We start from the raw sequence: 22,756 nt of genomic DNA, 5'->3' as shown, positions 1-22,756 counted from the left end.
CGCGGGCGCCTGTAGCCCATCCTTCGAGGCTCACTTGCGATGCGAGTGCATCGCAGGTGAGCACGCGCGGATGGAGCGCTTTACATCCCGCTCAACCCGCTATCCACCGCGAGCGTTTGCGCCGTGACGTAGACGCTTTCGTCCGACAGGAAGAACAGCACCGCGTAGGCGATCTCCCATGCCGTGGCCTGGCGGCCGAACGGAATGTGGCCCTTGCCGCGATTGGGGCGGCCGGCGCCGGCTTCGCGGCCGTTCGGGGTGTCGACGAGGCCGGGATAGACGAGATTGGCGCGAATGCCGCGGCGCGACCCGAGATGGGCGATGTTGCGCATCAGGCCGCCGAGCGCGGCTTTCGACGAATCGTACACCGCCATTTGCGAGCCGGCCTTCAGCGCGGCGATCGACGAGATGAAGACGATGGCGCCGCCATCGTCGAATTTCGGCAGCGCGGCGCGGCAGCACAGCATGGGGCCGCGGACGTTGACGTCGTAGATCCTGTTCCACTCTTCCGGGCTGACGGCATCGAGCCCGGTCTTGCCGAAGGTGCCGATGTTCAGCACCATGCCGTCGAGGCCGCCCATGGCGCGATGCGCCTCCTCGATCATGCCGATAACATCGGCTTCGCTGGTGACGTCGGCGGCAATGGCGAAGGCCTCGCCGCCCTCGTCGGTGATGCGCTTGACGGTCTGCTGAGCGGAAGCGAGGTTGAGATCGGCAACCGCGACCTTCGCGCCCTCGCGTGCGCACAGAACGCTCATGGCGCGGCCATTGCCGATCGGATCGGTGGCGGCGTCAAACACGCGCTGGCCGCCGCCGACAATCAGGATGCGACGACCTTTCAGTCGCTCCCTGCCCGGCGCCTCACCCAAAGATTCCGCGCTCGGCGGACGGATATAGCGCTCCGGTTTGCGCTCGGTTTCCGTCATCTCAGCCGCTCGACTTTTTGCCGCCCTCATAGACCGTCATGCCGGCGGCGGGATCGAGATCGGTCTCGGTCGCCTCGGTCACGCGCGCCATCATCATGTAGAAACCGAGCGCGACGATGGACTCCACGATCTCCTGGTCGCTGAAGTGTTTTCGCGCGGCAGCAAAGATGGCCTCGGGCACACGGACGTTCTCGACGACTTCACGCCCGAACCTCAGCAAGGCGCGCTCCGACTCATTCAGCGCGGCAGCATCGTAGTCACCGCGCTCGACCGCATCGACCTGGGCCTGCGTGCAGCCGACGCCGAGCGCGATCGGCACGTGCTGGCGCCACTCATAGGCGCCGCCTTCGAGTTGGGCCGCCTGGAGGATCAGCAGCTCGCGGTTGACGGCGATGAGCTTCTGCTTGTGCAAGATCGAATTGCCAAGCCGCATCGCCGGAATCATGTTGGCCTCGGCATGGGCCATCATGCGGAAGATGTTGAGCTTGACTGGCATGCGGTCGAACGAGGCGCGGATGTCGCCGCTCGTCGTCTCCGGATCAATCAGAGGCAGCCTTGCCACGGTTCTCTCCCTTTGGCTTTCGTTTCTTGGTGTCGGCGCCCCCTGTCGCAATCAGCGACAGGAAGAAGGCGAGATAGCGGTCGATCGCCTCGAGCACCTTGGCTCGGGGAGACGGCACCGCGCCCATCACGTAATGCTCGAGGCGGATGTAGATCAGGCCAGCGGCGAACAGCCGCGCGGTCTCGCGCGAATCCGGCGTCGAGATCAGGCCGGCGAGCGCGAAGCCGCGGAAATAATCCGTCATCAGGCTCTGCTCGCGCGCGTAAAAATGGTCGGCGAATTTGGCGCGGATGCCCGGGACGCGGTTGCGCTCGGCGGTGATGACTTTCTGAAACTGGTGTTCGCGCGGGTCGGACCATTGCTCGACGAGGTCTAAGGCAAACTGCCGGCAGAACGCGGCGGGCTGGCGCGCGAGCTGCTTGTAGCGCGGCTCCTCCAGCCGGCTCGCCGAACTCGCGGGACCGTGCTCGGCCACGATCGCCTCCAGGATCGCGGCCTTGCCGCTGAAGTGGTTGTAGAGGCTGCTCTCGCGAATGCCGACGCGGCGCGCCAGCTCGCGCATCGAGGCGCCGCCATAGCCGCTCTGCGCGAACAGGTCGAGCGCTTCGATGAGGATGCGCTCGCGCGTCGTGGGCGCGGCTGCTTCCGCAGCGGTGGGGGTATGGACAGCCATGATGGCTTGACTAACGAACGACCGTTCGCTAGTCAACCGTACGGACGATCGTTCGTTTTTCATATTATATGCGACGATCCGCGACCGCGACGCGGCAACAGCTTTGCATTCGCGGGGGGCATTTCAACTCCGTTCGATAAGCGGAGAAGCAATTGGGAGACAACGCCATGGCACGCCTCGCCCGCTTTTTGCCCGCGCGGCAAACCATTATAACGCTTCGCCTCGTCACATCGTCGCTGCTGATCCTGCCTGCGGCCGTGCCCGCACAGGCCGAGGATCCCGCCGCCTACCCCGCCCACAAGATCCGGATGCTGCTGCCCTATGCGGCCGGCGGCGGCGGTGACGTGGTCGGCCGGCTGCTTGCGGACAGGATGGGCAAGACGCTCGGACAGAGCATCTATATCGAGAACCACACGGGTGCGGCCGGCACGCTCGGCTCGCAGATGGTCGCGACGTCGCCAAACGACGGCTACACCATCACCGTCGGCGGAATGACCACGCATGTGCTGGCCCCCGCCATCTATCCAAAGCTGCCCTACGATCCGATCAAGGATTTCACGACGATCGGCCGCGTCGGCACCTCCTCGATCATGCTGGTCGCGACCAGGAATTTCGCCGCCAATGACATCAACGGCCTGGTCGCGCTCGCCAAGAAGGGTGAGCCGGTCCAGTACGGCAGCTGGGGCGTCGGCTCGACCGGGCAGTTCTGTGCCGAAATCCTGATGCAGCAGACCGGCATCAAGATGGATCACGTGCCGTTCAACGGCATCGCAAAATTAGCCGGCGACCTGCTCGGCGGCCACATCTCGCTGGCGACGCTCGACGTCGCGACCGCGACGCCGCTGGTGAAGGACGGCTCGATCAAGGCGCTGGCCGCCTGCGGCGAGCGCTCGCCGAGCCTGCCTGACGTCGCCAGCTACAAGGAGCAGGGCGTGCCGTTCGACCGCAACCTGTCCTGGGCGATGTATGCGCCGGCAGGCCTTGCCGAGCCGATCGCGAAGAGACTGTCGGCGGCGCTGAAGGAGGCGCTTGGCGATGATCAGGTGAAGCAGAAGCTGCTGGCGCTCGGCATCACGCCGCAATTCGTGCCCGGCGAGGAGCAGCGCGACATCAACGCCCGCGACATTGCGGCCTGGCAGCAGGTTGCAAAGGACGCCGGCATCGAGATCAAGTGAGCAGGAGTAACGTGGCGGGCCGCTTGCGTGTGGCGATCCTTCGAGACGCCCGCCTGCGGCGGGCCCTCAGGATGAGGTCCCATCATGTGGCGAGATATCAGACCCTCATGGTGAGGAGCCCGCCAAAGCGGGCGTCTCGAACCATGCAGGCTATGCTCGTCCCACGGCCTCGCGCTGTCCTGCGTGATAGTGATGCGGTAGTTTGAGTTGAAACAAGGAGCGCGGGCATGAGCCGCATCTTCGGCGCGGTGCGCCAGAACGGGTATGTGGTGCGGGACATCCACGCTGCGATGAAGCACTGGATCGAGGTGATGGGCGTCGGCCCCTGGTACTACATGGACCGCGTCAAGACCGACTGGTTTCGCCACCGCGGCCAGGACTCTGCGGTCGAGATGAGTATTGCGCTGGCCAATTCCGGCGATCTCCAGATCGAGTTGATCCAGCAGCGCAACGACGCGCCTTCGCTGTACAAGGAATTTCTCGACGCCGGACACGAAGGCCTGCAGCACATGTCCTACTGGAGCCACGACTACCAGGCGCTCTACGACAAGGCGATCGGGCTCGGCTACAGGATCGGCCATGAGGGCCAGATCGGCGGCGACCGCGGGCGCTTTGCCTATTTCGACACCCAGGCCCATCCGGGCACGGTGATCGAGATTTCGGACATCAGCGGCACCAAGGGGCCGTTCTTCGAGCGTGTCCGGCAGGCGGCCTTGAGCTGGGACGGCACGCGGCCGATCCGCGAGGTCGGCGGCGGGAGGTCGTAGGATCGATCGCCGGTGGATTTCGCGGCGTTGCTGGCTCGCGCGGGGAGCCATGCTAACATGCACTTCGCATTCGAACCCTCAGCGAGGCAAGCATGTCCGACACTGACAAGGTTTTCGCCGGCTCGATTCCGAAAATCTATGACGAGTATCTCGTCCCTCTGATTTTCTCCGTCTATGCGGAGGACATCGCAAGACGCGTCGCCGCCCGCTCGCCTTCCGTGCTGCTCGAGATCGCCGCGGGTACCGGCGCAGTGACGCGCGCCGTGGCAGCAGTGCTGCCACCCGGCATCCGTTACGTTGCGACCGACCTCAACGAACCCATGCTTGCGGTCGCCGCACAGCGTCAGGCGGATGACGATCGCATCACCTGGCGCCAGGCGGACGGAATGGCCCTGCCCTTCGGCGACGCCGAGTTCGACGCGGTCTGCTGCCAGTTCGGCGCGATGTTCTTTCCGGACCGCATCAAGGCGTACGGAGAGGTCAAGCGCGTCTTGAAACCGGACGGCACGTTCGTGTTCAACGTCTGGGACCGCATCGACGACAATGTGCTCACGCACGAGGCGACCGACGCGCTCGGCAAACTGTTTCCCGACGACCCGCCGCGCTTCATGGCCCGCACGCCGCACGGCTATTACGACAAGGCCCTCATCAGAACCGACCTCGAACGTGCCGGCTTCCGCGACATCTCGATCGAGACGCGATCTGAAATCAGCCGCGCGCCGTCGCCCGAATACGTCGCACTCGCGCTCTGCCAGGGCACGCCGCTGCGTAGCGAGATCGAGGCAAGGGATGCTAGCAAGCTTCAGGCCGCGACTGACATCGTCGCCGAGGCGATCCGCACGCGCCACGGCTCCGGACCGGTGGAAGGCAAGATTCAGGCTGTGGTGATCGAAGCGCGGCCCTAGTTGCCAAGCATGATGGGACGAGGGACGGAGGTACACTCCCTCTTCCGCTTGCGGGAGAGGGCTGGGGAGAGGGTGTATCCTCAATGAGACAATCCCCAAGAGGAGAAAGCCCTCTCCCGGCGCGCGGGACGATGCTTCGCATCACACGGAACGCGCCGACCCCTCCCGCAAGCGGGAGAGGTGAACGAGCCTGCGGCAATCGATTCGACCTAAAGCCACTCCGCTTTAGGCCGCGCCCCGCGTGCTACCACCAGCTTCGCTGCATCGGCTGCGTCGACTGATAATATTGATATTGGCCGCGCTGCCGGCGCGGATTGGCCGGCTGTACGTACGGATCGCGCTGCTGGAAGAAGAAGCCGAAACCGTTGCCGCCATTGTCCCAGCCGTCATCGCTGGCGATCATGGCAGGCGCGGTCGGCTTGCGGGTGATGAAGCCGCCCTGCGGCTGGTCGCTCAACACCGCGACGAATTCGGTGCGATAGTTGGTCTCGCTGCTCAGCGGCTCGTCCGAGATGATGATCGAGGAGCGCGGCAATGCGGTCGGCCCGATGCGGTCCCACACGTCCTGCGGGATGGTGATGCGGTCGAGGGCATTGCGGGCCTCGTCACCGTTTTCGATCGTGACCACGCTCCAGCGCAGACCCGTGCCGGACTTCGCCATCGCCGTGAAGACGTGCGTGCCGAGCGGCTGCTCGGGATTGCGGATCGTGACAGGAACCTCGATGCTGGTGTCGAACACCTCCCCGCCGCCGTCGGGCGCCGGCTTGTGGGTGTTTCGCCGCACGTAGAGCTTCTGCGTCGCGCGGCTGATGTAGACCGAGACCGGTTCGCCCGCGAGCTTCGCGTCGGTCGCGGCCTTGACGGCGTCGGCCTTCCTGGCCGCGGCGGCCTTCGCGGCCTCCTTGGTAGCGGCGACGGCATCGCGCTTCGGCTGCGCGGCGGTTTTGGCGGCGTCGAGCTGGGTCGCTACGTCGGCAGCCTTGGCTGCCGCCTTCTGCTTCAGCTCCTCGGCCTTGGCGCCGGCCTGATCGGTCTTGGCGTTCGCGAGCGTCTTGTCGGCGAAGGCGAGTTCGGCGTCTGCACGGGCCTTCTGCTGTTCGAGCTTGCGCAGCGCGGCAGGGAGCGAGGCAGCCTCCTTCGCGGCCGCGGAAGCAGCCTTCTTGGCCTCGTCGGCGACCCGAATGGCCTCGTCGGCCTCGGCAGAGAGCTTGTCGGCACGGCTCGGCACGGCGGCGATGGCCTCCGGCTTCGGCACGAACAGCGAAGGGTGCGAGAACTCGGTCGGGACCGAGTCATACGGCGAGATGATCACCCGCATCCCGATGTTCGTCTTGTCGAACAGATTCTCGGCAAAGCCGAAGGGCATGCGCACGCAGCCGTGCGAGGCGGCATAGCCAGGCAACGGTCCCCCATGCAGCGCGATGCCGTTCCAGGTGATGCGCTGCATGTTCGGCATCCAGGCGTCATCATACATCGTCGAGTGGTGGTCCTTGTCCTTCTCGATGACAGCGAAGACGCCGGCCGGCGTCTCGCGTCCCGTGGTCCCGGTCGAGACCGGCGCGCGCAGGATCCAGCCGTCCGCGTCGTAGAAGGTAACCTGCTGGCTCTTGATCGACACGATCGCCATGATCGGCTCGCCGGCCTGCCGCGGCGCCACCGCCTCGACCGGCTGGCGGGCCTGCTTGGCCGCCGCGGCCGGGGTCAAGACGGCAAACGCGACCATCGCCGCCAGCGTCACAATTCCGGGAGGGCCCCAACGCCGCATTGCCGAGGTGGATTGCGCCGTTGTCAGTCGGTTTTTCATGCCATCCTCGGTCGAATGCCGGCCCGCTCTTGCCGATCATGTATCAGATTGCGGTCATTCAATTAAGAATTCGCAGCCGCCTTACGTTCCGTCTGTGGCGATATTCGGCACGGCCCGGCAACAAATCCCTCATATACGATGGCCCGAGCCGGCGGAAGGTCGGTTGCAGCTGGGGCTGGTCCGAAGCTGGCGGCAGTCACTGCGGCAGGATGTCCGCTTCCGCCGGCCAGGACACCCGTCAGACGCCCAGAGCCTTGGCGTTGAAGCTCCGCAGGAACCGCAATGACAGTGTCCGGACATTGGCGACGTTGAGGAGCCAGGCTGCAGCAGCATAAGCGAGGCCGCCGGCGAAACTGATGATGATGAGTGCGACGAGGCCGATGCCGCTGACCTGTGAACGCGCAACCAGGATGGTGGCCGCCATCGCCGCGGCCGAAACCACAACCCCGGCGAGCCGGTTGAAGTCGAATGGCACCGGGTGGGCGCGATGCATCAGGACGACGGCAACGAGGAAACCGATCGCCTCGGTCGCGAGCGTTGCCAGCGCCGCGCCGTAGATGCCGTAGCCGGCGACCAGCGCGACCATCAGCACGACGCTGACCACCAGCGTGAGAAAGGATTGCGCCGCCAGCATGAAGGGGCGCTCGGCGAGCTGAAAGCTGATCTGCACGTAGAACTGATTGGCGATCCCGAAGAAGCGGGCGAGCACCAGGATCGGCAGCAGCGCCGACACGCCGGCGCGGAAGTCGATGCCGACGAGCGTGCCGGCGACCTGATCCGCCGCAAGCGCGAGCCAGATCGCGACGGGCGTGACGACGACGAGCAGGAGCTCGAGGCTCTCGGTCAAGCGCTCCCGCGTCGTCTCCTTGTTATGCTCTGACAAGGATCTGAACACCAAGGGCACAGTGGCGGCGGCGACGCTGGATGCGATCATAACCATGAACTGGCGCGGCAGATCGGCGGCGACGCCGAAGATGCCGGCGGCATCCTTGCCGAGCAGATAGGCGACGATGAGCCGGTCGCAGGCCGAATAGACCGCAACGGAGAGTCCGGCCAGCGTCAGCGGCAAACCGTAGCGGGCCAGCTGCATGAACTGGCTGCGCTGGAAGCGCGCGATCTTGGTGCGGTCGCCGACCAGGTTCAGGATGATTCCGGTGAGCGACCCCAGGCCGAACGCAGCAAGCAGCCCCAATCCACCCCAGCCAAGCCAGATGCCGACGAGGCCGAATCCGACGCTCGACACGCTGCGCACGATCGAGATCGCGGCAAACCGGTGGGGACGCAGTTTGGCGCGCTCGAACTCCTGACCGACATCGACGGCATTGGCCATGATCGCGACGAACATGCTGGCAAGCAGCAGTTCGACACTGACATCGCTGCGGAACAGGACAACCAGCGGGGTCGTGGCGCAAAGCACCGCTACGGTAAGGGCGAAGGCGACCATCGCCGTGCCGCGAAAATCCACCTCCGCCGACATCGCCTGATAGCGCGACACCGACAGCTTGATCCAGGCGAAGAAGATCGCGCCCAAAATGCCGGCGAGGCTAATGCCGACGACGTAGACGCCATACTCCGCGGGCGTCAGCAGCCGCGTATAGGCCGTGACAGCGAAGAAGCCCACCGCAGCAGGCAGGATGTAGGCGACCAGATAAATCGAGAAATGGCGGTTCAGCATGCGAGCACGGGACCGGTAGCGGTCTTGCGAGTGTGACGGCCGTTAATCAATGGGACCTTGGCGAGGCGAACGAACTGCGCCGCAGCATCGCTCAAGACTGTCACATAAGTCTGCAGATCGGCCGGCAAAGGAAGCCTTGCAGCCGCTTTCGCGCGTTAGCGTTAAATTTGCCCTTCCGCGAACGGCAAGGCGCGATGGTGGGTGGAAACCGTGACTTGCAGGCGGCAGAGGTTAACCCAACAGGGTGAAACCCGGGCGTTGCCAGGCACCGCTTGGTACAATGGGGGCGTTGGTTCGAGAAGGACTGCCGTGATCAGGCTCGATAGACGCGAATTTCTCCTCGGTAGCGCCGCAGCACTCGCGGCGGGAGCAACGGCATCCGCGGCGCCGGCGTCGAAGCTTACGCAGCGCCGCCCCGGCTTTGGCGCAGCGGCGACGCTGTGGGATCTGCAGGCCGATCCCAGGCTCGGCGAAGCCATCAGCACCTATTGCACGCAGGTGGTGCCGGTGCTCGAGCTGAAATGGCCGATGCTGCGGCCAAACGCCCACACGTTCAATTTCGAGCGCGCCGACGCGATCCTGGATTTCGCGCGGGACAACGACCTGACGATGCGCGGCCACGCGCTCGCCTGGTATCACGACATTCCAGACTGGACCAAGCAGATCAAGATGACCCGCGGCGTCGAGCGCGCCTATGTCGACCACATCGGCACTGTCGTCTCCTATTACAAGGACAAGCTGACGTCGTGGGACGTCGTCAACGAGCCGATTCCCGACAACCCCCGCGGCCCAAAGGACCGGCGCGACACGTTCTGGACGCAGCATCTGGGTCAGAGCTGGATTCCGCTCGCCTTCCGCACGGCGGCCGCGGCGGATCCCTTCGTCAAGCTCGCGATCAACGAATACGACATCGAATCCGCGAAGGACTCGTTCATTGCCAAGCGCGCGGCTTATCGCAACCTCATCATGGAGCTCCTCGACCAGGGTGTTCCGCTCCACGCCGTGGGCTTGCAATCGCATCTGCATGCCGAGCTCGAGATCGACACGCACGGCCTCGCTGAATTCGTCACCGAGCTGCGCTCGTGGGGGTTGGATGTACTCGTCACCGAGCTCGACGTCGACGATCAGAAGCTGGCGGGAAGTCCCGCGGAGCGCGACGCCATCGTCGCCAAGCGCGTCGATGATCTGCTGGCGGCGATCTCGACCAGCGGCCCGGTGCGCTCGATCCTGACCTGGGGCCTTTCGGATCGCTACAGCTGGATCAACGGCACCTTCGCCCGCGCCGACAAGCAGCCGAACCGCCCGCTGCCGCTCGACGGCGAGTTCAAGCCGAAGCCATTCCTGGACGTGATCAGCAAGTTTACGAAAGACGCCTGAGGGCGGTGGATCTCAGCGCGCTTTCGGCACGACGAAAGCGGCCGCCTCGTCGACGTGGTCCGGTGCAAGGCTCGGAGCCCGGCGATCGCGCGAAGAGAGGCGGAACACGTCGCGGATATCGTCGACGGAGGTCGAGGAATAGGACTGGATGCAGAGCGCGACCTGCTCGGGGGAGGCGGCGCACATCATCGCCTCGATGGCGGGACGGTCGAGCGGCGTGTCGTCCCAATGCGAGACCGCGATGCTGTCTTCGGTGACCCGGTGGGCGGCCAGATGCGCGGGCGAGTTCGCGACGAAATGGCCGTACATCAGATATTCCGAGAACTTCTTCTTGCGGCACAGCGCCAGGACCCAATTCAGCCCCGTCGCCGATTTGATCGCGGCGGTCATGGCGCGCGCGGCGTCCTTGTCCCAGACCAGCGCGTTGCCGACATAATCGTCGGCGGGGAAGGAGCGGTTCTTGATGCCGAGCAGCTGATCGACGGTGCGCAGCCACAGGCCATGCAGCGGGTGATCGGCGCCGATGTCCTTCGGAGTGACGAACAGGGGCGTCTTCTCGGCGCCGGCATATTGGCCAACGTCGAATTCGCGAAAGAACAGATTGTCCGAATCCAGGATGCAGACGCGCTGCTCGGGCGCGTTGAGGACGCCGGCGATCTTCAGGATCTGCTGGATGTGCCAGCCGTGCACCGGCGACGACAGCAGCGACAGCCAGACGCGCCGCTTGCTGATGAACTGAAGCGCCGGCGGCAGGGCGAACAGCCATTTCGGCAAATAGCGCGAGGCCGGAACGATGATCCGCTTGTCGGAGGCGAAGCGCTCGAACAGCGGCACATCCTCGTCATTAACGAGAACATAATGCCGCGTGTATCCCGTCAGCCAGGTGTCGATGCTCTCGCTGAGCAGCGAAAAACGTTCGATATCCTTGGCATAGCTGGCAGTCAGCAGTGCAACGGAATGCATGGGCGCGCGCTCAAATGGCCATCAGGCCGCACTCATAGCCGCGCCGCGAGATGGGGGAAACCAACGATTCGAATCAAGGTAAAACGAAACGAAGTGTTAGCCATCTGACAGCAGCGGTACTCGATGCCGCAAAAGCGTAGCGGCCGGGGCCCGCGGCGCGCTGCCACCCATCGGCGGCGCGGCGGTCGAGGACGGCCTGAGCGACTGACATCCCGGATGACTACGGGTTCACGCGCCAAAGCTGTGAATGATCAAGTTGCGTCTTGATTATTCGACGTCACCGCGCAAGATATTCGCACGTTTTGATTTGGACGATTATTTTCAAGGGGGGAGTGTTATGGGGTTCAGCAAATTTGCCAGGGGCACCTCGTTGGGCGACAAGGACCGCAGAGCTCTCCAGAAGCTCCTGGGTGCAAAGAAGAAGTAGGATTTCGTCGGCCGGGGACGCCGTACCAATCTCAGGCTTTACTTTTTTCGAAGATGGGCCGCTCGCGTGTCGAGCTGGGGTCTCGCACAAGCTTGCAGCTGTAAACCGGCCTGCAAATCGACAAGAATTCGCCCGGGTGGACCGCTAGAAGCGGTCTGCATGGCTGATTCTTGCTCAGTTGTTTCTTCCGTCAGGACGAGGGATTTGCCCTCCGCCTGACGCAAAAGGCCCAATTGATGCCGAACGACAGAATTGAACTCTTTGTCGGACTGATCGAGTCCATCGACGCGCCGGGCGCGGTCGAGACGTGCCGACGGCTGCTCTCGGTCGACGAACGGACCCGGGCCGATCGCTTCATGTTCGAGCGGCATCGACGGCAGTATATCTTCGCGCACGCCATGCTGCGCCTGGCGCTGTCGCAGGTCGCTCCCAACGTCGCGCCCTCCGACTGGTCCTTCGGGGCCGGCCGCTACGGGCGGCCATTTGTCGCAGCGCCCGCAACCTCGACCGCGCTGCATTTCAGCCTGTCTCATGCCGACGGCTGCGCCGCCTGCGTCGTCTCGCGGCATGAGACCGTCGGCGTCGACGTCGAAGTCGTGTCGCGGCGGGCGGCGCCGCTGTCCACCGCGCTTCGCTTCTTTGCGCCGGAGGAGGTCGAGACCTTGCGGGGACTGCCGGAGCCCGCCGCGATTGAGCGCTTCTTCGACTACTGGACGCTCAAGGAGGCCTATCTGAAGGCCAGGGGCTTTGGCCTCAATCTGCCGCTCGACGCCTTCGCGATGCAGGTGTCACGCGAGGCCATCGAAATCAGCTTCAAGCCCGATATCGCCGACGATCCCGACGGCTGGCGCTTCTCGCTGTGCTCGCCGTCGCCCTCGCATCGCCTCGCGATCGCCGATGGCTCCCGCGCGAACGGAGGCCTTCCCATCAGCCGTAATGCCTGGCCGCTGCAGCAAGCGGCTGAATAGCGCCCCCGCGGCAGCGCGCTTCAAGCCTCACCTCGCTTCTTCGAATCCCGCCAGCACCGAGGTCAGGTTCGCACCCAGAATATCCGAAAGATAGCCGCCTTCCTGCACGAACACGGTGGGCAGGCCCATCCTGGCGATGGCCTGGCCGATCCGGCGGAAGCCCGGCGTGGTGACGGCCAATCCCTTGAGCGGATCGTGTTCGGAGGCATCGAGGCCGAGCGCGATCACGAGCGCGCCGGGCGCAAAGGACTCGATGGCCTTGCGCGCGACGTCCAGCGACTGCATGTAGCCGTCATCGCCGGTACCGATCGCGAGGGGAATGTTGAGATTGGCGCCGAGGCCCGGGCCTTCGCCGCGCTCATGGGCATAGCCCCACACGTAAGGATAGTATGCAACGGGATCGGCATGGATCGAGATCGTGTAGACGTCGGGCCGGGCGTAGAAGATGCCTTGCGTGCCGTTGCCATGATGGACGTCGACGTCGAGGATGACGACGCGCTCGTGCTTCTGCCGCAGCTGGCCTGCGGCAATCGCACTGTTGTTGAGGAAGCAGAAGCCGCCGGCCATGTCGCGATAGGCGTGGTGGCCGGGCGGACGGCAGAGCGCGTAGACCGCATCCTCGCCGTCCATCACCATCTGCGCGGCGGTGACCGCAACGTCGGTCGCGGCACAGGCCGCGGCCCAGGTGCCCGGACCGATCGGCGCCGCGGTGTCGGCGGTGTGCCAGCCGAGCTTGCCGACGATATGGGTCGGATAGGTCGCGGCATGCCGCACCGGGTGGATGTTGCCGATCATTTCCGGGCCGGAATCGCCGAGCGCGGTCCAGGCGTCCCAGGCTTCGCTCAGGAACGACAGATATTCCGGGCTGTGAATGCGCGCGCGAGGCCCCTGCCCGAACTTGGTCGGCTCGACGAGCTGGTGCTTGCCGTCCTTCAACCCCTTGAGCAGCCTGTCGGCGCGCTCCGGCTGCTCGGTGGTGCGCTTGACGACGCCGCGGACCAGGAAGAATTGCGGATCATGGCTGCGGTGCAGTTCGGTATGGACGGCTTTCACTCAAACACTCCGTGCTCGCAGGTTCTTTTGACGTGCCACGAAAGTCTTGGTCCCCGCGGCGGCGAGATGCAAGCAAGAAGAATGCCGCACCTCTCGCGCGGCTCTCCGCCGGAAGCAGATCACGCTCTAGCAGCGCCCGCGCTGGAGGCAGTGCTCGCGGCCCTGCTGGTCGGTCCGGAAGGACTCGATGAAGCCGCCCTGACGCTGGGTGACGAAGACGGTCTTGCCATCGCGGCCGCCGAAGGCGAGGTTGGTCGGCTCCTTGGCCTTGAGTGCGATCTCGCGCTCGACCGCGCCATTGGGCTTCATCAGCGCGACCGTGCCCTTGAGAATGCGCGCGACATAGAGACGGCCGGCAACGTCGGTGCGCAGCCCGTCGACAGTGTCGGGCTGGAATGCCTTGACCAGCTTTGCGCCCGTCAGCTCGTTGCCATTGATGGCATAGGACCAGATCTGACCATTACTGGATTCCCCGACATAAAGCGTCTTGCCGTCAGGGCTGAGATCGATGCCGTTGGTGGTGCCCATCGTGCGCGGTGACGTCATCACTTGTCCCTGCACCGTGCCATCGGCGGCTTTCGCAATCCGCCAGATGTGACCTTCCCTGCCCTTCCAGTTCGGATCGCTCGCATAGACCGTGCCGTCGTGGGCGATGGTGATGTCGTTTGGCTGGTTCATCTCGTCGGAGTGAAACCAGACGATAGGCTCGGTCGCGCCCTTTGGAATCGCAAAGATGTTGTGCTTCTTGTAGTCGGCGATGAACATCGTGCCGCTGCGATCGAAGCGGATGGCGTTGCCGACACTGCCCTCCGGCAGAGCCGTGAATGGCTCCGACGCCGCACCGCCCGCAGGCAGCCTGCCGATGGTGCCGGGCTTGCCGAGATTGACCACGAACAAATTGCCGTCGAGGTCGGCTGCCGGGCCTTCGATGCCGAAGGTGTATTCGCCGGCGGGCGTCACCTGCGCGCTTTCGAACAGCTTCGTTTGAGCTTGCGCGGGCGCCGTCGCAACGACGAGGAGGACGCTACTGCACAGGCACCAGAAATTCCTGCCGGATGAAATAGCCATCGCCGTCGGTGCACTCGCCATTCAGGTAGGGATCGGCCGGCCGGAAGAATTGGCTGAAGCCGGGTTTGTCTACAGCGCTCCTTTGTGTCACGACAACGACCTTCGCAGCCGGTATTTCGCCGCATTCCTTGTTCGTCTTTCCAAAGAACTTGCGCTGCGGCGGGCCGGGCTTGATCCGCATCCGCGTGCCCGGGATCATCTTCGCAACAAGCAGATCCATCGTGTCGAGCAGGCGGGCATAGCCGGGCTCGGTCTTCGGCAGGCTCTCGCCGCCCGGCGGCATCAGCTTCTCCGCGCCGATGCCGCGCAGGCGCGTGCGCAGCTTGCCGGACGAGGGGTCGCCCGGATAGATCCAGCCGTCCTGCGCGAGCATGAAGCGGAGCGCCGCCCTGTCCTTCTCGGCCTCCGATCGAGCCGGCTTCAAACCGAAATCCGAATGACAGCCGACGCAGTGCCGCTCGACGAGGCCTCTGCGCAGCGTGGTGAGCCGGGCGGTGTTCTGCGCGTCCCGGGCGACAAAGGCCGCAAGCTGGTCGATCATCGCCTCGCTGCGCGTGTCGCACGGCAGCGGTGGCGGTGGGTCGCCTGCGGCACGATCGATGCGGATCACGCTCTGGTTCTTGTCCTCGATCAGCCAGATCGCGCCATCCTCCGCGACCGTCATGCCGACCGGCGCGCCTTGCGGCCGCGCGCCGTTGACGCGGTGCCAACCCGCGATCAGCTCCTCGAACGGCGCGGCCCCCACCTCGCCGGCGTCGGTCTGAAAACTGCGCGTCGGCTCGGCCGCGCAGCTGACGTGATAGTGCACCGGTGCCGGGCTTGGCTTGGGGAAACCGTGATCATCGACGTCGTAGACGAGGACGCGGCTGCCGGTCGGGCGATAGCCGTGCAGGCCGACCAGCAGCTTGCCCTCGAGCTCTGGAAACTTGGCGCCGTGATAATAGAGCATCGCGAGCGGCGCACCGTGCGGCGGCATCAGTGTGAGCGGCGGCTTGTAGAGCGCGCCTGCCGTGCACAGCGACTTGTAGACGCCACCCTGCAGCACGTTCCTGAATTCGGGACTCGGCGTCGACAGATCGTAGCAATAGGGCCAGCCATAATGCCTGCCCTGCAGAATCGCGTTGATCTCCTCGTTCGGCTTGAAAATATCGGGCAGATCACGCCCGTTCTCGCCCTGCAGGAAGGCGTAGCCGGCATCAGGGAAATTCGGATGCAGCACTAGGGCCATCGAGTTGCGCAAGCCGCGCGCATAAACGGTGTGCGGCGGATCGGGATCGCCAGGATTCAGCGCCGGGAAGACGCCGCTCGCAGGCGGCACGAACAGCCAGATCGACGCCATGGCGGAAGCGCCCTCGGCCGCCGCGCAAGGCTTCGTGATCGGCGCAGGCGTGATGCAGTCGTCGCTGTGCGAGCCGACGTTGACGAACAGCCGCCCGTTCCTGTCGAAGACGAACTGCTTGAGCGGATGCGCGCTCTCCTCGAGCCTGGTGCCGTCGGGCAACGTGATCCGGCGCCCGGGCATGTGACGGATGATGGTTTCGACCGTGCCGCGCGGATTGTCGGCGAGCGGATCGAACCGGAAGATCGTCTCGGCGGTCGAGGCGTAAAGCTTCTTGTCCGGACCGATCGCGAGGCCGAATGGATATTCGATTCCCGCCAGAAGCTCCTTGAGCCGCCCGGCCTGCGGCGCGCGCGGATCGAGCAGCAGCAGCCGTCCGTCGGTATGGCCCCAACCGCCCATGTCGGCCACCACGAACAGGTCGCGGCCCGGCACCTGGACGATCGACCGCGGAAACTTGAGGCCATCCTCTTCGCTGGCGACGAGCCCGGCGCAAAAGCCGGCCTTCATGTCGATCTGGATTCTGGCAAAAGCGAGATCGCCGTTGCCGCAGGTGTCCGCGCCGATCGCATAGCCGCTCCGGCGGAGCGGCTCTGATGATGCCACTGAGCCGAGCCCAAGCAGAGCCGTTAAGACTCCCGCACATGCGCGCAGCCTTCGGCGTTCGCGCTTAGATGTGAAATGGCTCACGGCGGCCTCCCAAACTTCCCCGCGAAAAGGTGTTCCATGCCGTGGAAATGCCGTCCAGTTCAACATCACTCGCCTGTGATTAAACCTGTAACGACCTTGAGGCCGACCAATATCCGTAAATTCCCTTACCGGGTTCGACCCGAATGTTTCGCAAAGGCTACGGGTGGTATCGCTTTGCCATCCCAGTTGCTCCGCCAGGAGGCGCATATGGTCCAGGTCTATTTTCACTGCTCGAACACCGAGGGCACGCTGATCGACCGCTACGGCGCCGCCGTGTCCAATCTCACCGAGGCGCGCGACCGTGCCTCTCAGATCATGCGATCGATGATCCTGACGCCGAGCAACGAAGACTGGCGCGACTGGGTGATCTATGTCAGCGACGACGACGGCGAGGAGATTTTCGACCTCCCCTTCACCGCCATGCTCGGCAAGCCGCATTGAGGTGATGCCATGTCGATCGCCTCACTGAGCCTCCTCCGCCAGCCCCTGAGCTTCGTCGCTGCCAAATGGCAGACGCTGATCCGGGTCGCCGGTGACCCCTACCGCCCCGAGCTTCACTATATGCGCGGGCCCGGCCCGAAATGGCGCGCCAAGTATCAGGCCAGCCGGCTGAACCGCTCGCTCTGAGCGGCCCTGCTTTTCGACCAACAGTCTCTCCACTCGTCATGCCCGGGCTCGTCCCGGGCATCCACGTCCTTGCATCCCCACGAGAACGTGGATGGCCGGGACAAGCCCGGCCATGACGGAGCTAGGGCAGCCGTAACCCTCACTTCCCGGTAAACCTCGCCCTGCGCTTCTCGACGAAGGCCTTGCGGCCTTCGACGGCGTCGGCACTCTTGCGGATCACCGCCTGGAGCTCGATCTCGCGGCGGAATTGCGCCTCGTAGGTCGCGTGCTCGCTCTCCTCGACGAGGAGGCGGGTTGCCACCAAAGCGCGCGTCGGGCCCTCGGCCAGCCGGTGCGCCAGCGTCAGCGCCTCGTCCATCAGCTTCGCGTCGTCGACGACCTGCCGCACCAGGCCGATCTGCCGGGCTTGCTCTGCGGTCAGCGGCTCGTTGAGCAGCATCAGCTCGAGCGCGCGCTGCCGGCCGACCAGCCGCGGCAGCAGCCAGGTCGAGCCGAGATCCGGCACCAACGCGATGCGGCTGAACACCTGGATGAAGCTCGCCGACCGCGCCGCGACGATGATGTCGCCGGCCATGGCGAGGCTGAAGCCGCCGCCGGCCGCCACCCCGTTCACGGCGACGACGACGGGCACGCGGCATTCGCGCAATGCCTTGAAGGCCGGCCAGTAGAAGCGCATCACGCCGGCCGCGATGTCTTCGCCGAGCGCCTCCGACGCCTTCAGATTTTGTCCCGAGCAGAAGCCGCGTCCCGCACCGGTCAGGATCAGGGCTCGAATACTCTCGTCCTGCGACATCTCGCCGACGGCGGCGGCGAGCGCGCCGAGCAGGTCCGGCGTCATCGCATTCAGGCTCGCGGGTTCGTCGAGCGTCAGGATTCCGACCGCACCATCCCGCGCCTGTTTCACACCAGCCATGTTGCGCCTCCCTTTGGATGTTCTCGTTGGCCGCAATGTGCCATTGTCCGCGCGCTTCGCCAATCGCGGAGCAAGTCAGCGCAACGAAGCCAGCCCAGAACATCAAGACGACATCATGCCCCATCAGTTCAGCCTCAACCAAACCGTCCGCAAACCCGCCGTCACGTCCAAGGGTGGCATCGTCGCCTCGCAATCGCGGCGGGCGGCCGAAGTCGGGGCACAGGTGCTGGCGGCGGGCGGCGACTGCGTGGATGCGATCGTGGCGACGACCATGGCGCTGAACGTGCTGGAGCCCTGGAACAGCGGCATCGGTGGCGGCGGTGCGATGGTGCTCTACCGTGCCAAGGAAAATCGCTACGAGGTGATCGATTACGGCATGCGCGCGCCGCAGAGCCTGCGCGTCGCCGACTATCCGCTCAGCGGCGAGGGCGCCGCTTCCGATCTCTTTCCGTGGCCGCGGGTGAAGGACGATCGCAACGTCCACGGTCCCGGTTCGATCGCCGTGCCCGGGGTCGTCGCGGGGATGGAAGAGGCGCATCGCCGCTACGCTAAAATGCCGTGGAAGGATCTGGTCGCGCCGGCAGCCAAGCTCGCCGGCGAAGGCCTGCTGGTCGATTGGTGGACCACGGTGACGATCTCCGGCTCGGCCGCCGATCTCAGGCGCTATCCCGCCAGCGCGGCGGCGTTCCTGAAGGACGGGCTGCCACCGAGCGCGCCATGGGGCATCAAGGCCGAGACCCGGCTGCCGCAGGACACGCTGAAGGCGACGCTGTCGCATCTTGCCGACGCTGGGCCGCGCGATTTCTACCAGGGTGACCTCGCCAGGAGCATCGCCTCCGACATCAAGGCCGATGGCGGTTCGCTGTCGGTCGAGGACCTCGCCGCATTCCGCGCGCATTTGCGCGAGCCGCTGGCGATCCCGTATCGCGACGGCAAGGTCTATGCGACGCCCGAGCTCACGGCCGGGCCGACCATGGCGCACGCGCTGCGCCTGTTGCAGCAGAGCCTGAAGCCGGGACGCGCGCCGGACGCGACCGCCTATGTCGAATACGCACTCGCTCTGCAGGCGGCCTTCCGCGAGCGGCTCAAGGACATGGGCGATGCCGACGGCAAACGCTCGCTCGGTGCCGAATATCTGGCGCCGGCCTGCACGACGCATTTCTCCGTGGTCGACCGGCACGGCAACATCGCCGCGGTGACGCAGACGCTGCTCTCGTCCTTTGGCTCGAGATATGTGACGCCGCACAGCGGCATCGCCATGAACAACGGCATCATGTGGTTCGACCCGACGCCCGGCACGACCAACTCGCTGGCTCCCGGCAAGCGCTGCCTTTGCAACTACACGCCGGTCATCGCCGAGACCAAGGACGGCAAGCGCCTCGCCGTTGGCGCCTCCGGCGGCCGCCGCATTCTGCCGTCGGTGATGCAGCTCGTGTCCTTCGCGATGGATTTCGGCATGGATCTCGATGCCGCCATCCATCAGCCGCGCATCGACGCCAGCGAAGGCGCGGTGGTGATCGGCGATGCTCGTTTGCCGGAGGATGTGCGCAAGACGCTGGGCTCGCGCTTCGACTATGAAGAGACCCGCGTGCAGGCCTTGCCGCAAAAGTTCGCCTGCCCGAGCGTGGTGATGCGCGCGGGCGACACGAATTTTGGCGCGGTCGAGATCTTTCAGCCCTGGGCCGACGCGGTGGCGGAAGCCTGAGGGCTAGGGATCGCTGCGCGATTCTGCCCGCGTTCGTTGAGCGCTCGCGCGATTACGCATCCAGGCGAGCATCACGACTCCTCCACATTCGCAGGGAACTTAGCTGCGCACAGTTCGTTCGTTAAACGGACAAATGCGCTCACCCCAGTGGAGGAATTGATGAAGAAACTTGCGCTCGCCGCGTCGCTGATCATCGCGGCCGGCTTCACGTTGACAGGCCCAGCTCTGGCCAAGGGCGGCCATGGCGGCGGCCATGGTTTTGGTTATGGTCATTCGATGGGTTATCATCACCTTGGCACGCCGCCGGGATGGTCGCGCGGACGCAAGGTCGGCTGGCGCGGTCACGGCTGCCCGCCCGGCCTGTGGAAGCAGGGCCGCTGCTGACATCCTATATCCGCCAATGATGCAAGGCGCTGCTCATCACCGGGGCGGCGCCTTCTTCAAATGCCGAGCCGGTCCCGCACCCGGCCCGCGATGACGGCGCTCGTCACACCCACCGGCCAGAACGCGTGCATCGGGATCGGCTTGATGCCGGTGATGGGCATGTCGATCTCCGCCCTGGCGCCGCCGATCAGCCGTCGCGCGAGTTGAGCGCCCATCGCGGTCGCGAGCGCAACGCCGCGGCCATTGCAGCCAAGCGAGATCAGCACGCCCTCGGCGGGCTCATGCACATGCGGGTAGTGATCCGCGGTGATGGCGAGCCGGCTGTTCCAGCCGTGAGTCCAGGAAACGCCTTTCAGCTGCGGCCATAGCCGCTCGGCATAGCGAATGAGATAAGCGACGTCGTACGGCGACTTGATCCAGCGCATCGGCCCGCGGCCGCCCATCAGGAGACAATTGTGCTGGTCGATACGATAATAGACGGTGATGTGACCGCTCTCGTAGAGCACCGGACGCGTCGGCATGATCGAGCCGGCAACCGCGTCGGAGAGCGGCGCGGTCGCGGCGATCGAGGAGAACACCGGCACGATGGTGCGGCGGAGCGCCGGCCAGAGATCGTCGGAGAAACCGTTGGTGGCGAGCAGGACCTTGTCGGCATGCACCACCGCCCGCGGCGTCTCGATGCGCCAGCGGTTGCCGTCGCGACGGAGCGACAGCGCCGGCGTCTCGCCATGCACCTTCGCGCCCGCCGAGATCGCGGCCCGCGCGAGGCCGCGGGCGTAGCTGAGCGGATGCAGATCGCCGCCGCGCGCATCAAGCATGGCGCCGACGTAGCGGTCGGTGCCGGTCATCTCGCGAAGCTGCTCGCGGTTGAGATAGGTCACCGGCATGCCGCGGCGGATGCATTGCCGCGCGGTCGCCTCGATCGCGGCAGCGCTGGCCTCATGATAGGCCGCGCGCAGCGTGCCGTTCTGCCGTGCCTCGCACGGGATCTGGTAGCGGCGGATCAGATCATGGGTGAAGTTGGTCGTGCCGTAGGCGAACTCGATCATGCGGCGGCCGAGCTCGGCGCCGAAATCGGCCTCGATCTGATCAGGATCGTGCTTCAGGCCCGGATTGGTGTGGCCGCCATTGTTGCCGGACGCGCCCCAACCCGGCTCCTGCGCCTCCAAAACCAGAGCCTCGACGCCCTGCTCCGCCAGATGCAGCGCGGTGGAGAGGCCGGTGTAGCCTCCGCCGACGATGGCGACGGAGACATTCTTGTCGACGTCGAGCGGCGGCGTGGCGACCGGCGCGACGGCGGTGTCGGCGTAGAGCGAGGGCGGCAGAGGCAGGCGCGTCATGGCGAAGACCGGTCAGAGCGGATGCAATACGCGCCGCAAAAAATCCTGCGTGCGCGGGTGCTGCGGTTGGTTGAGCAGCGCCTTGGCGGGTCCCTGCTCGACAATGACGCCGCCGTCGATGAACAGCACGCGGTCGGCGACGTCGCGGGCAAAGCCCATCTCGTGGGTGACGACGACCATGGTCATGCCGTCGTCGGCGAGCTTGCGCATCACGCCGAGCACGTCACCGACGAGCTCGGGGTCGAGCGCCGAGGTCGGCTCGTCGAACAGGATCGCCTTGGGCTGCATCGCCAGCGCCCGCGCGATCGCGACGCGCTGCTGCTGGCCGCCGGAGAGCTGCGGCGGGTGCGCATCGGCCTTCTCGGCGAGGCCGACCTGGGCGAGTAGCGCGCGGCCACGCTCGAACGCCTGGGCACGCGGCTCCTTCTTCACGTAGAGCGGTCCTTCGATCACGTTCTCCAGCGCCGTGCGATGCGGGAACAGGTTGAAGCGCTGGAACACCATCGAGACCTGGGTGCGGATGTTCACGATCGACGGCGCGTCGCGGTCGACCTTGAGGCCCTCGACGCTGATCTCGCCGCGATCGTAGCTTTCCAGCCCGTTGATGCAGCGCAGGATGGTGGACTTGCCGGAGCCGGAGGGACCGACGATGCAGACCACCTCGCCCTTCTCGACGGTCGCCGAGATGCCCTTGAGCACCTCGACCTTGCCAAAGCTCTTGTGGACGTCGTTCAGCTCGATCATCGCTTCCCGGCCCGCTTCTCGAAGTGACGGACCAGCAGGATCAGCGGAATGCTCATGGTGAGATACATCAGCGCCACCAGCGTGAACACGCTGGTGTTCTTGAAGGTCGAGGACGCAATCAGCTTGCCCTGCAGCGCAAGTTCGGCCACCGTGATGGTCGAGGCCTGCGAAGAGTCCTTCAGCATCATGATCATGACGTTGCCGTAGGGCGGCAGCACGATGCGCACCGCCTGGGGCAGCACCACGCGGCGCATGGTGAGCCACCAGCCCATGCCGATCGACTGCGCCGCCTCGACTTGACCCTTGTCGATCGCCTCGATGCCGGCGCGGAAGTTTTCCGCCTGGTAGGCTGAATAGGCGATGCCGAGCCCGAGGATGGCGGCCTGCAGCGCGCTGAGCGTAACACCGAGATCGGGCATCACGAAGTAGAGATAAAACAACAGCACGATAATCGGGATGCCGCGGATCACGTTGATCAGGCTGGCGCTGAGCATCGACAGCGCCTTGATGCCGGAGACCCGCATCATCGCCCAGACGAGGCCGAGCACCGTCGAGAGCAGCAGCGAGCCGATGGTGACGACGATCGTCAGCGCGACGCCGTTCATCAGGATCGGGAAAAACTCGGCGGCGTCGTGCCAGAAGCCTTTCATCGGCCAGCCTTCATCGATCCG

General features: G+C 65.3%; 22 protein-coding genes. 9 read left to right on the top strand and 13 right to left on the bottom strand.

The features are described 5' to 3' along the window. Positions 1-80: 80 nt before the first annotated feature. The 3 genes from UNPA324_RS31190 to UNPA324_RS31180 are packed head-to-tail and all read right to left on the bottom strand — an operon-like array spanning position 81 to position 2,161. Positions 81-926 (bottom strand): SDR family NAD(P)-dependent oxidoreductase, encoded by an 846-nt coding sequence (locus tag UNPA324_RS31190; protein ID WP_181769582.1) that lies wholly within the window; start codon positions 924-926, stop codon positions 81-83. A gap of 1 nt (position 927) precedes the next feature. Further along, positions 928-1,488 (bottom strand): carboxymuconolactone decarboxylase family protein, encoded by a 561-nt coding sequence (locus UNPA324_RS31185; RefSeq protein WP_141937783.1) that lies wholly within the window; start codon positions 1,486-1,488, stop codon positions 928-930. Then, the gene (locus tag UNPA324_RS31180; protein ID WP_141937780.1) at positions 1,466-2,161 is read right to left on the bottom strand and encodes a TetR/AcrR family transcriptional regulator; all 696 of its coding nucleotides are present in this window, start codon (positions 2,159-2,161) and stop codon (positions 1,466-1,468) included. Before UNPA324_RS31180 ends, UNPA324_RS31185 begins: the two co-directional genes overlap by 23 nt. 209 nt (positions 2,162-2,370) lie before the next feature. On the opposite strand from UNPA324_RS31180, the gene UNPA324_RS31175 reads away from it, so the two are divergent. The 3 genes from UNPA324_RS31175 (at position 2,371) to UNPA324_RS31165 (ending at position 5,008) form a co-directional block, all read left to right on the top strand. Further along, positions 2,371-3,336, top strand: coding sequence for a Bug family tripartite tricarboxylate transporter substrate binding protein (locus tag UNPA324_RS31175; RefSeq protein ID WP_181769694.1), 966 nt, complete (start codon positions 2,371-2,373; stop codon positions 3,334-3,336). 227 nt (positions 3,337-3,563) lie between these two features. Continuing rightward, positions 3,564-4,103: a VOC family protein gene (locus UNPA324_RS31170; RefSeq protein ID WP_128918662.1), complete on the top strand. Its 540-nt coding sequence runs from the start codon at positions 3,564-3,566 to the stop codon at positions 4,101-4,103. Between the two features lie 92 nt (positions 4,104-4,195). Then, positions 4,196-5,008, top strand: a complete 813-nt coding sequence (locus tag UNPA324_RS31165; protein WP_141937773.1) for a class I SAM-dependent methyltransferase — start codon at positions 4,196-4,198, stop codon at positions 5,006-5,008. A gap of 244 nt (positions 5,009-5,252) precedes the next feature. Here UNPA324_RS31165 and UNPA324_RS31160 read toward each other — a convergent pair whose 3' ends face one another. After that, positions 5,253-6,812: a L,D-transpeptidase gene (locus UNPA324_RS31160; RefSeq protein ID WP_141937771.1), complete on the bottom strand. Its 1,560-nt coding sequence runs from the start codon at positions 6,810-6,812 to the stop codon at positions 5,253-5,255. A 238-nt stretch (positions 6,813-7,050) separates the two neighbouring features. After that, complete coding sequence (locus tag UNPA324_RS31155) at positions 7,051-8,487, bottom strand: lipopolysaccharide biosynthesis protein (RefSeq protein WP_141937769.1); 1,437 nt, start codon at positions 8,485-8,487, stop codon at positions 7,051-7,053. Between the two features lie 309 nt (positions 8,488-8,796). Between UNPA324_RS31155 and UNPA324_RS31150 the strand changes: the two genes are divergently transcribed. Beyond that, a complete protein-coding gene (locus UNPA324_RS31150; protein WP_141937767.1) occupies positions 8,797-9,864 on the top strand; it encodes an endo-1,4-beta-xylanase in 1,068 nt (355 codons plus the stop codon). A gap of 12 nt (positions 9,865-9,876) precedes the next feature. Here UNPA324_RS31150 and UNPA324_RS31145 read toward each other — a convergent pair whose 3' ends face one another. Continuing rightward, positions 9,877-10,827 (bottom strand): DUF6492 family protein, encoded by a 951-nt coding sequence (locus tag UNPA324_RS31145; RefSeq protein WP_128918667.1) that lies wholly within the window; start codon positions 10,825-10,827, stop codon positions 9,877-9,879. A gap of 663 nt (positions 10,828-11,490) precedes the next feature. Between UNPA324_RS31145 and UNPA324_RS31135 the strand changes: the two genes are divergently transcribed. Then, positions 11,491-12,222, top strand: coding sequence for a 4'-phosphopantetheinyl transferase family protein (locus tag UNPA324_RS31135; RefSeq protein ID WP_128918669.1), 732 nt, complete (start codon positions 11,491-11,493; stop codon positions 12,220-12,222). Positions 12,223-12,249: 27 nt separating this feature from the next. On the opposite strand, the gene UNPA324_RS31130 is transcribed toward UNPA324_RS31135, so the two are convergent. From UNPA324_RS31130 to UNPA324_RS31120, 3 genes are all read right to left on the bottom strand, one after another. Then, the gene (locus UNPA324_RS31130; RefSeq protein ID WP_128918670.1) at positions 12,250-13,275 is read right to left on the bottom strand and encodes a histone deacetylase family protein; all 1,026 of its coding nucleotides are present in this window, start codon (positions 13,273-13,275) and stop codon (positions 12,250-12,252) included. Positions 13,276-13,401: 126 nt separating this feature from the next. Then, complete coding sequence (locus UNPA324_RS31125) at positions 13,402-14,343, bottom strand: SMP-30/gluconolactonase/LRE family protein (protein WP_181769581.1); 942 nt, start codon at positions 14,341-14,343, stop codon at positions 13,402-13,404. After that, complete coding sequence (locus UNPA324_RS31120) at positions 14,300-16,372, bottom strand: PQQ-dependent sugar dehydrogenase (RefSeq protein WP_128918672.1); 2,073 nt, start codon at positions 16,370-16,372, stop codon at positions 14,300-14,302. The genes UNPA324_RS31125 and UNPA324_RS31120 overlap by 44 nt, the downstream gene beginning before the upstream one ends. Before the next feature lie 207 nt (positions 16,373-16,579). On the opposite strand from UNPA324_RS31120, the gene UNPA324_RS31115 reads away from it, so the two are divergent. Continuing rightward, complete coding sequence (locus UNPA324_RS31115) at positions 16,580-16,813, top strand: DUF6894 family protein (RefSeq protein WP_141937763.1); 234 nt, start codon at positions 16,580-16,582, stop codon at positions 16,811-16,813. A gap of 9 nt (positions 16,814-16,822) precedes the next feature. Further along, positions 16,823-16,999 (top strand): hypothetical protein, encoded by a 177-nt coding sequence (locus UNPA324_RS35435; RefSeq protein ID WP_164936151.1) that lies wholly within the window; start codon positions 16,823-16,825, stop codon positions 16,997-16,999. 139 nt (positions 17,000-17,138) lie between these two features. Here the strand turns inward: UNPA324_RS35435 and UNPA324_RS31110 are convergent, their stop codons facing one another. Continuing rightward, positions 17,139-17,912 carry an enoyl-CoA hydratase-related protein gene (locus tag UNPA324_RS31110; RefSeq protein ID WP_141937761.1) on the bottom strand — a complete coding sequence of 258 codons (774 nt, stop codon included), beginning with the start codon at positions 17,910-17,912 and terminating at the stop codon, positions 17,139-17,141. 115 nt (positions 17,913-18,027) lie between these two features. On the opposite strand from UNPA324_RS31110, the gene UNPA324_RS31105 reads away from it, so the two are divergent. Together UNPA324_RS31105 and UNPA324_RS35430 are read left to right on the top strand one after the other, a co-directional pair. Next, the gene (locus UNPA324_RS31105) at positions 18,028-19,617 is read left to right on the top strand and encodes a gamma-glutamyltransferase family protein (protein ID WP_128918674.1); all 1,590 of its coding nucleotides are present in this window, start codon (positions 18,028-18,030) and stop codon (positions 19,615-19,617) included. Between the two features lie 159 nt (positions 19,618-19,776). Then, positions 19,777-20,001: a hypothetical protein gene (locus tag UNPA324_RS35430; protein ID WP_164936152.1), complete on the top strand. Its 225-nt coding sequence runs from the start codon at positions 19,777-19,779 to the stop codon at positions 19,999-20,001. A 56-nt stretch (positions 20,002-20,057) separates the two neighbouring features. On the opposite strand, the gene UNPA324_RS31095 is transcribed toward UNPA324_RS35430, so the two are convergent. Genes UNPA324_RS31095 through UNPA324_RS31085 form a run of 3 tightly spaced genes read right to left on the bottom strand, consistent with a single transcriptional unit; the run spans position 20,058 to position 22,735 of the window. After that, the gene (locus tag UNPA324_RS31095) at positions 20,058-21,341 is read right to left on the bottom strand and encodes an NAD(P)/FAD-dependent oxidoreductase (RefSeq protein WP_128918676.1); all 1,284 of its coding nucleotides are present in this window, start codon (positions 21,339-21,341) and stop codon (positions 20,058-20,060) included. 12 nt (positions 21,342-21,353) lie between these two features. Further along, positions 21,354-22,085, bottom strand: coding sequence for an amino acid ABC transporter ATP-binding protein (locus UNPA324_RS31090; RefSeq protein WP_141937759.1), 732 nt, complete (start codon positions 22,083-22,085; stop codon positions 21,354-21,356). Next, positions 22,082-22,735: an amino acid ABC transporter permease gene (locus UNPA324_RS31085; protein ID WP_141937757.1), complete on the bottom strand. Its 654-nt coding sequence runs from the start codon at positions 22,733-22,735 to the stop codon at positions 22,082-22,084. Before UNPA324_RS31085 ends, UNPA324_RS31090 begins: the two co-directional genes overlap by 4 nt. Between the last annotated feature and the right edge of the window lie 21 nt (positions 22,736-22,756).

It is taken from the genome of Bradyrhizobium sp. UNPA324, assembly GCF_006658635.1.
GTDB lineage: Bacteria > Pseudomonadota > Alphaproteobacteria > Rhizobiales > Xanthobacteraceae > Bradyrhizobium > Bradyrhizobium nanningense.
The sequence above is the reverse complement of the archived record's forward strand: the minus strand, read 5'-3'. Positions and strand labels throughout refer to the sequence as shown.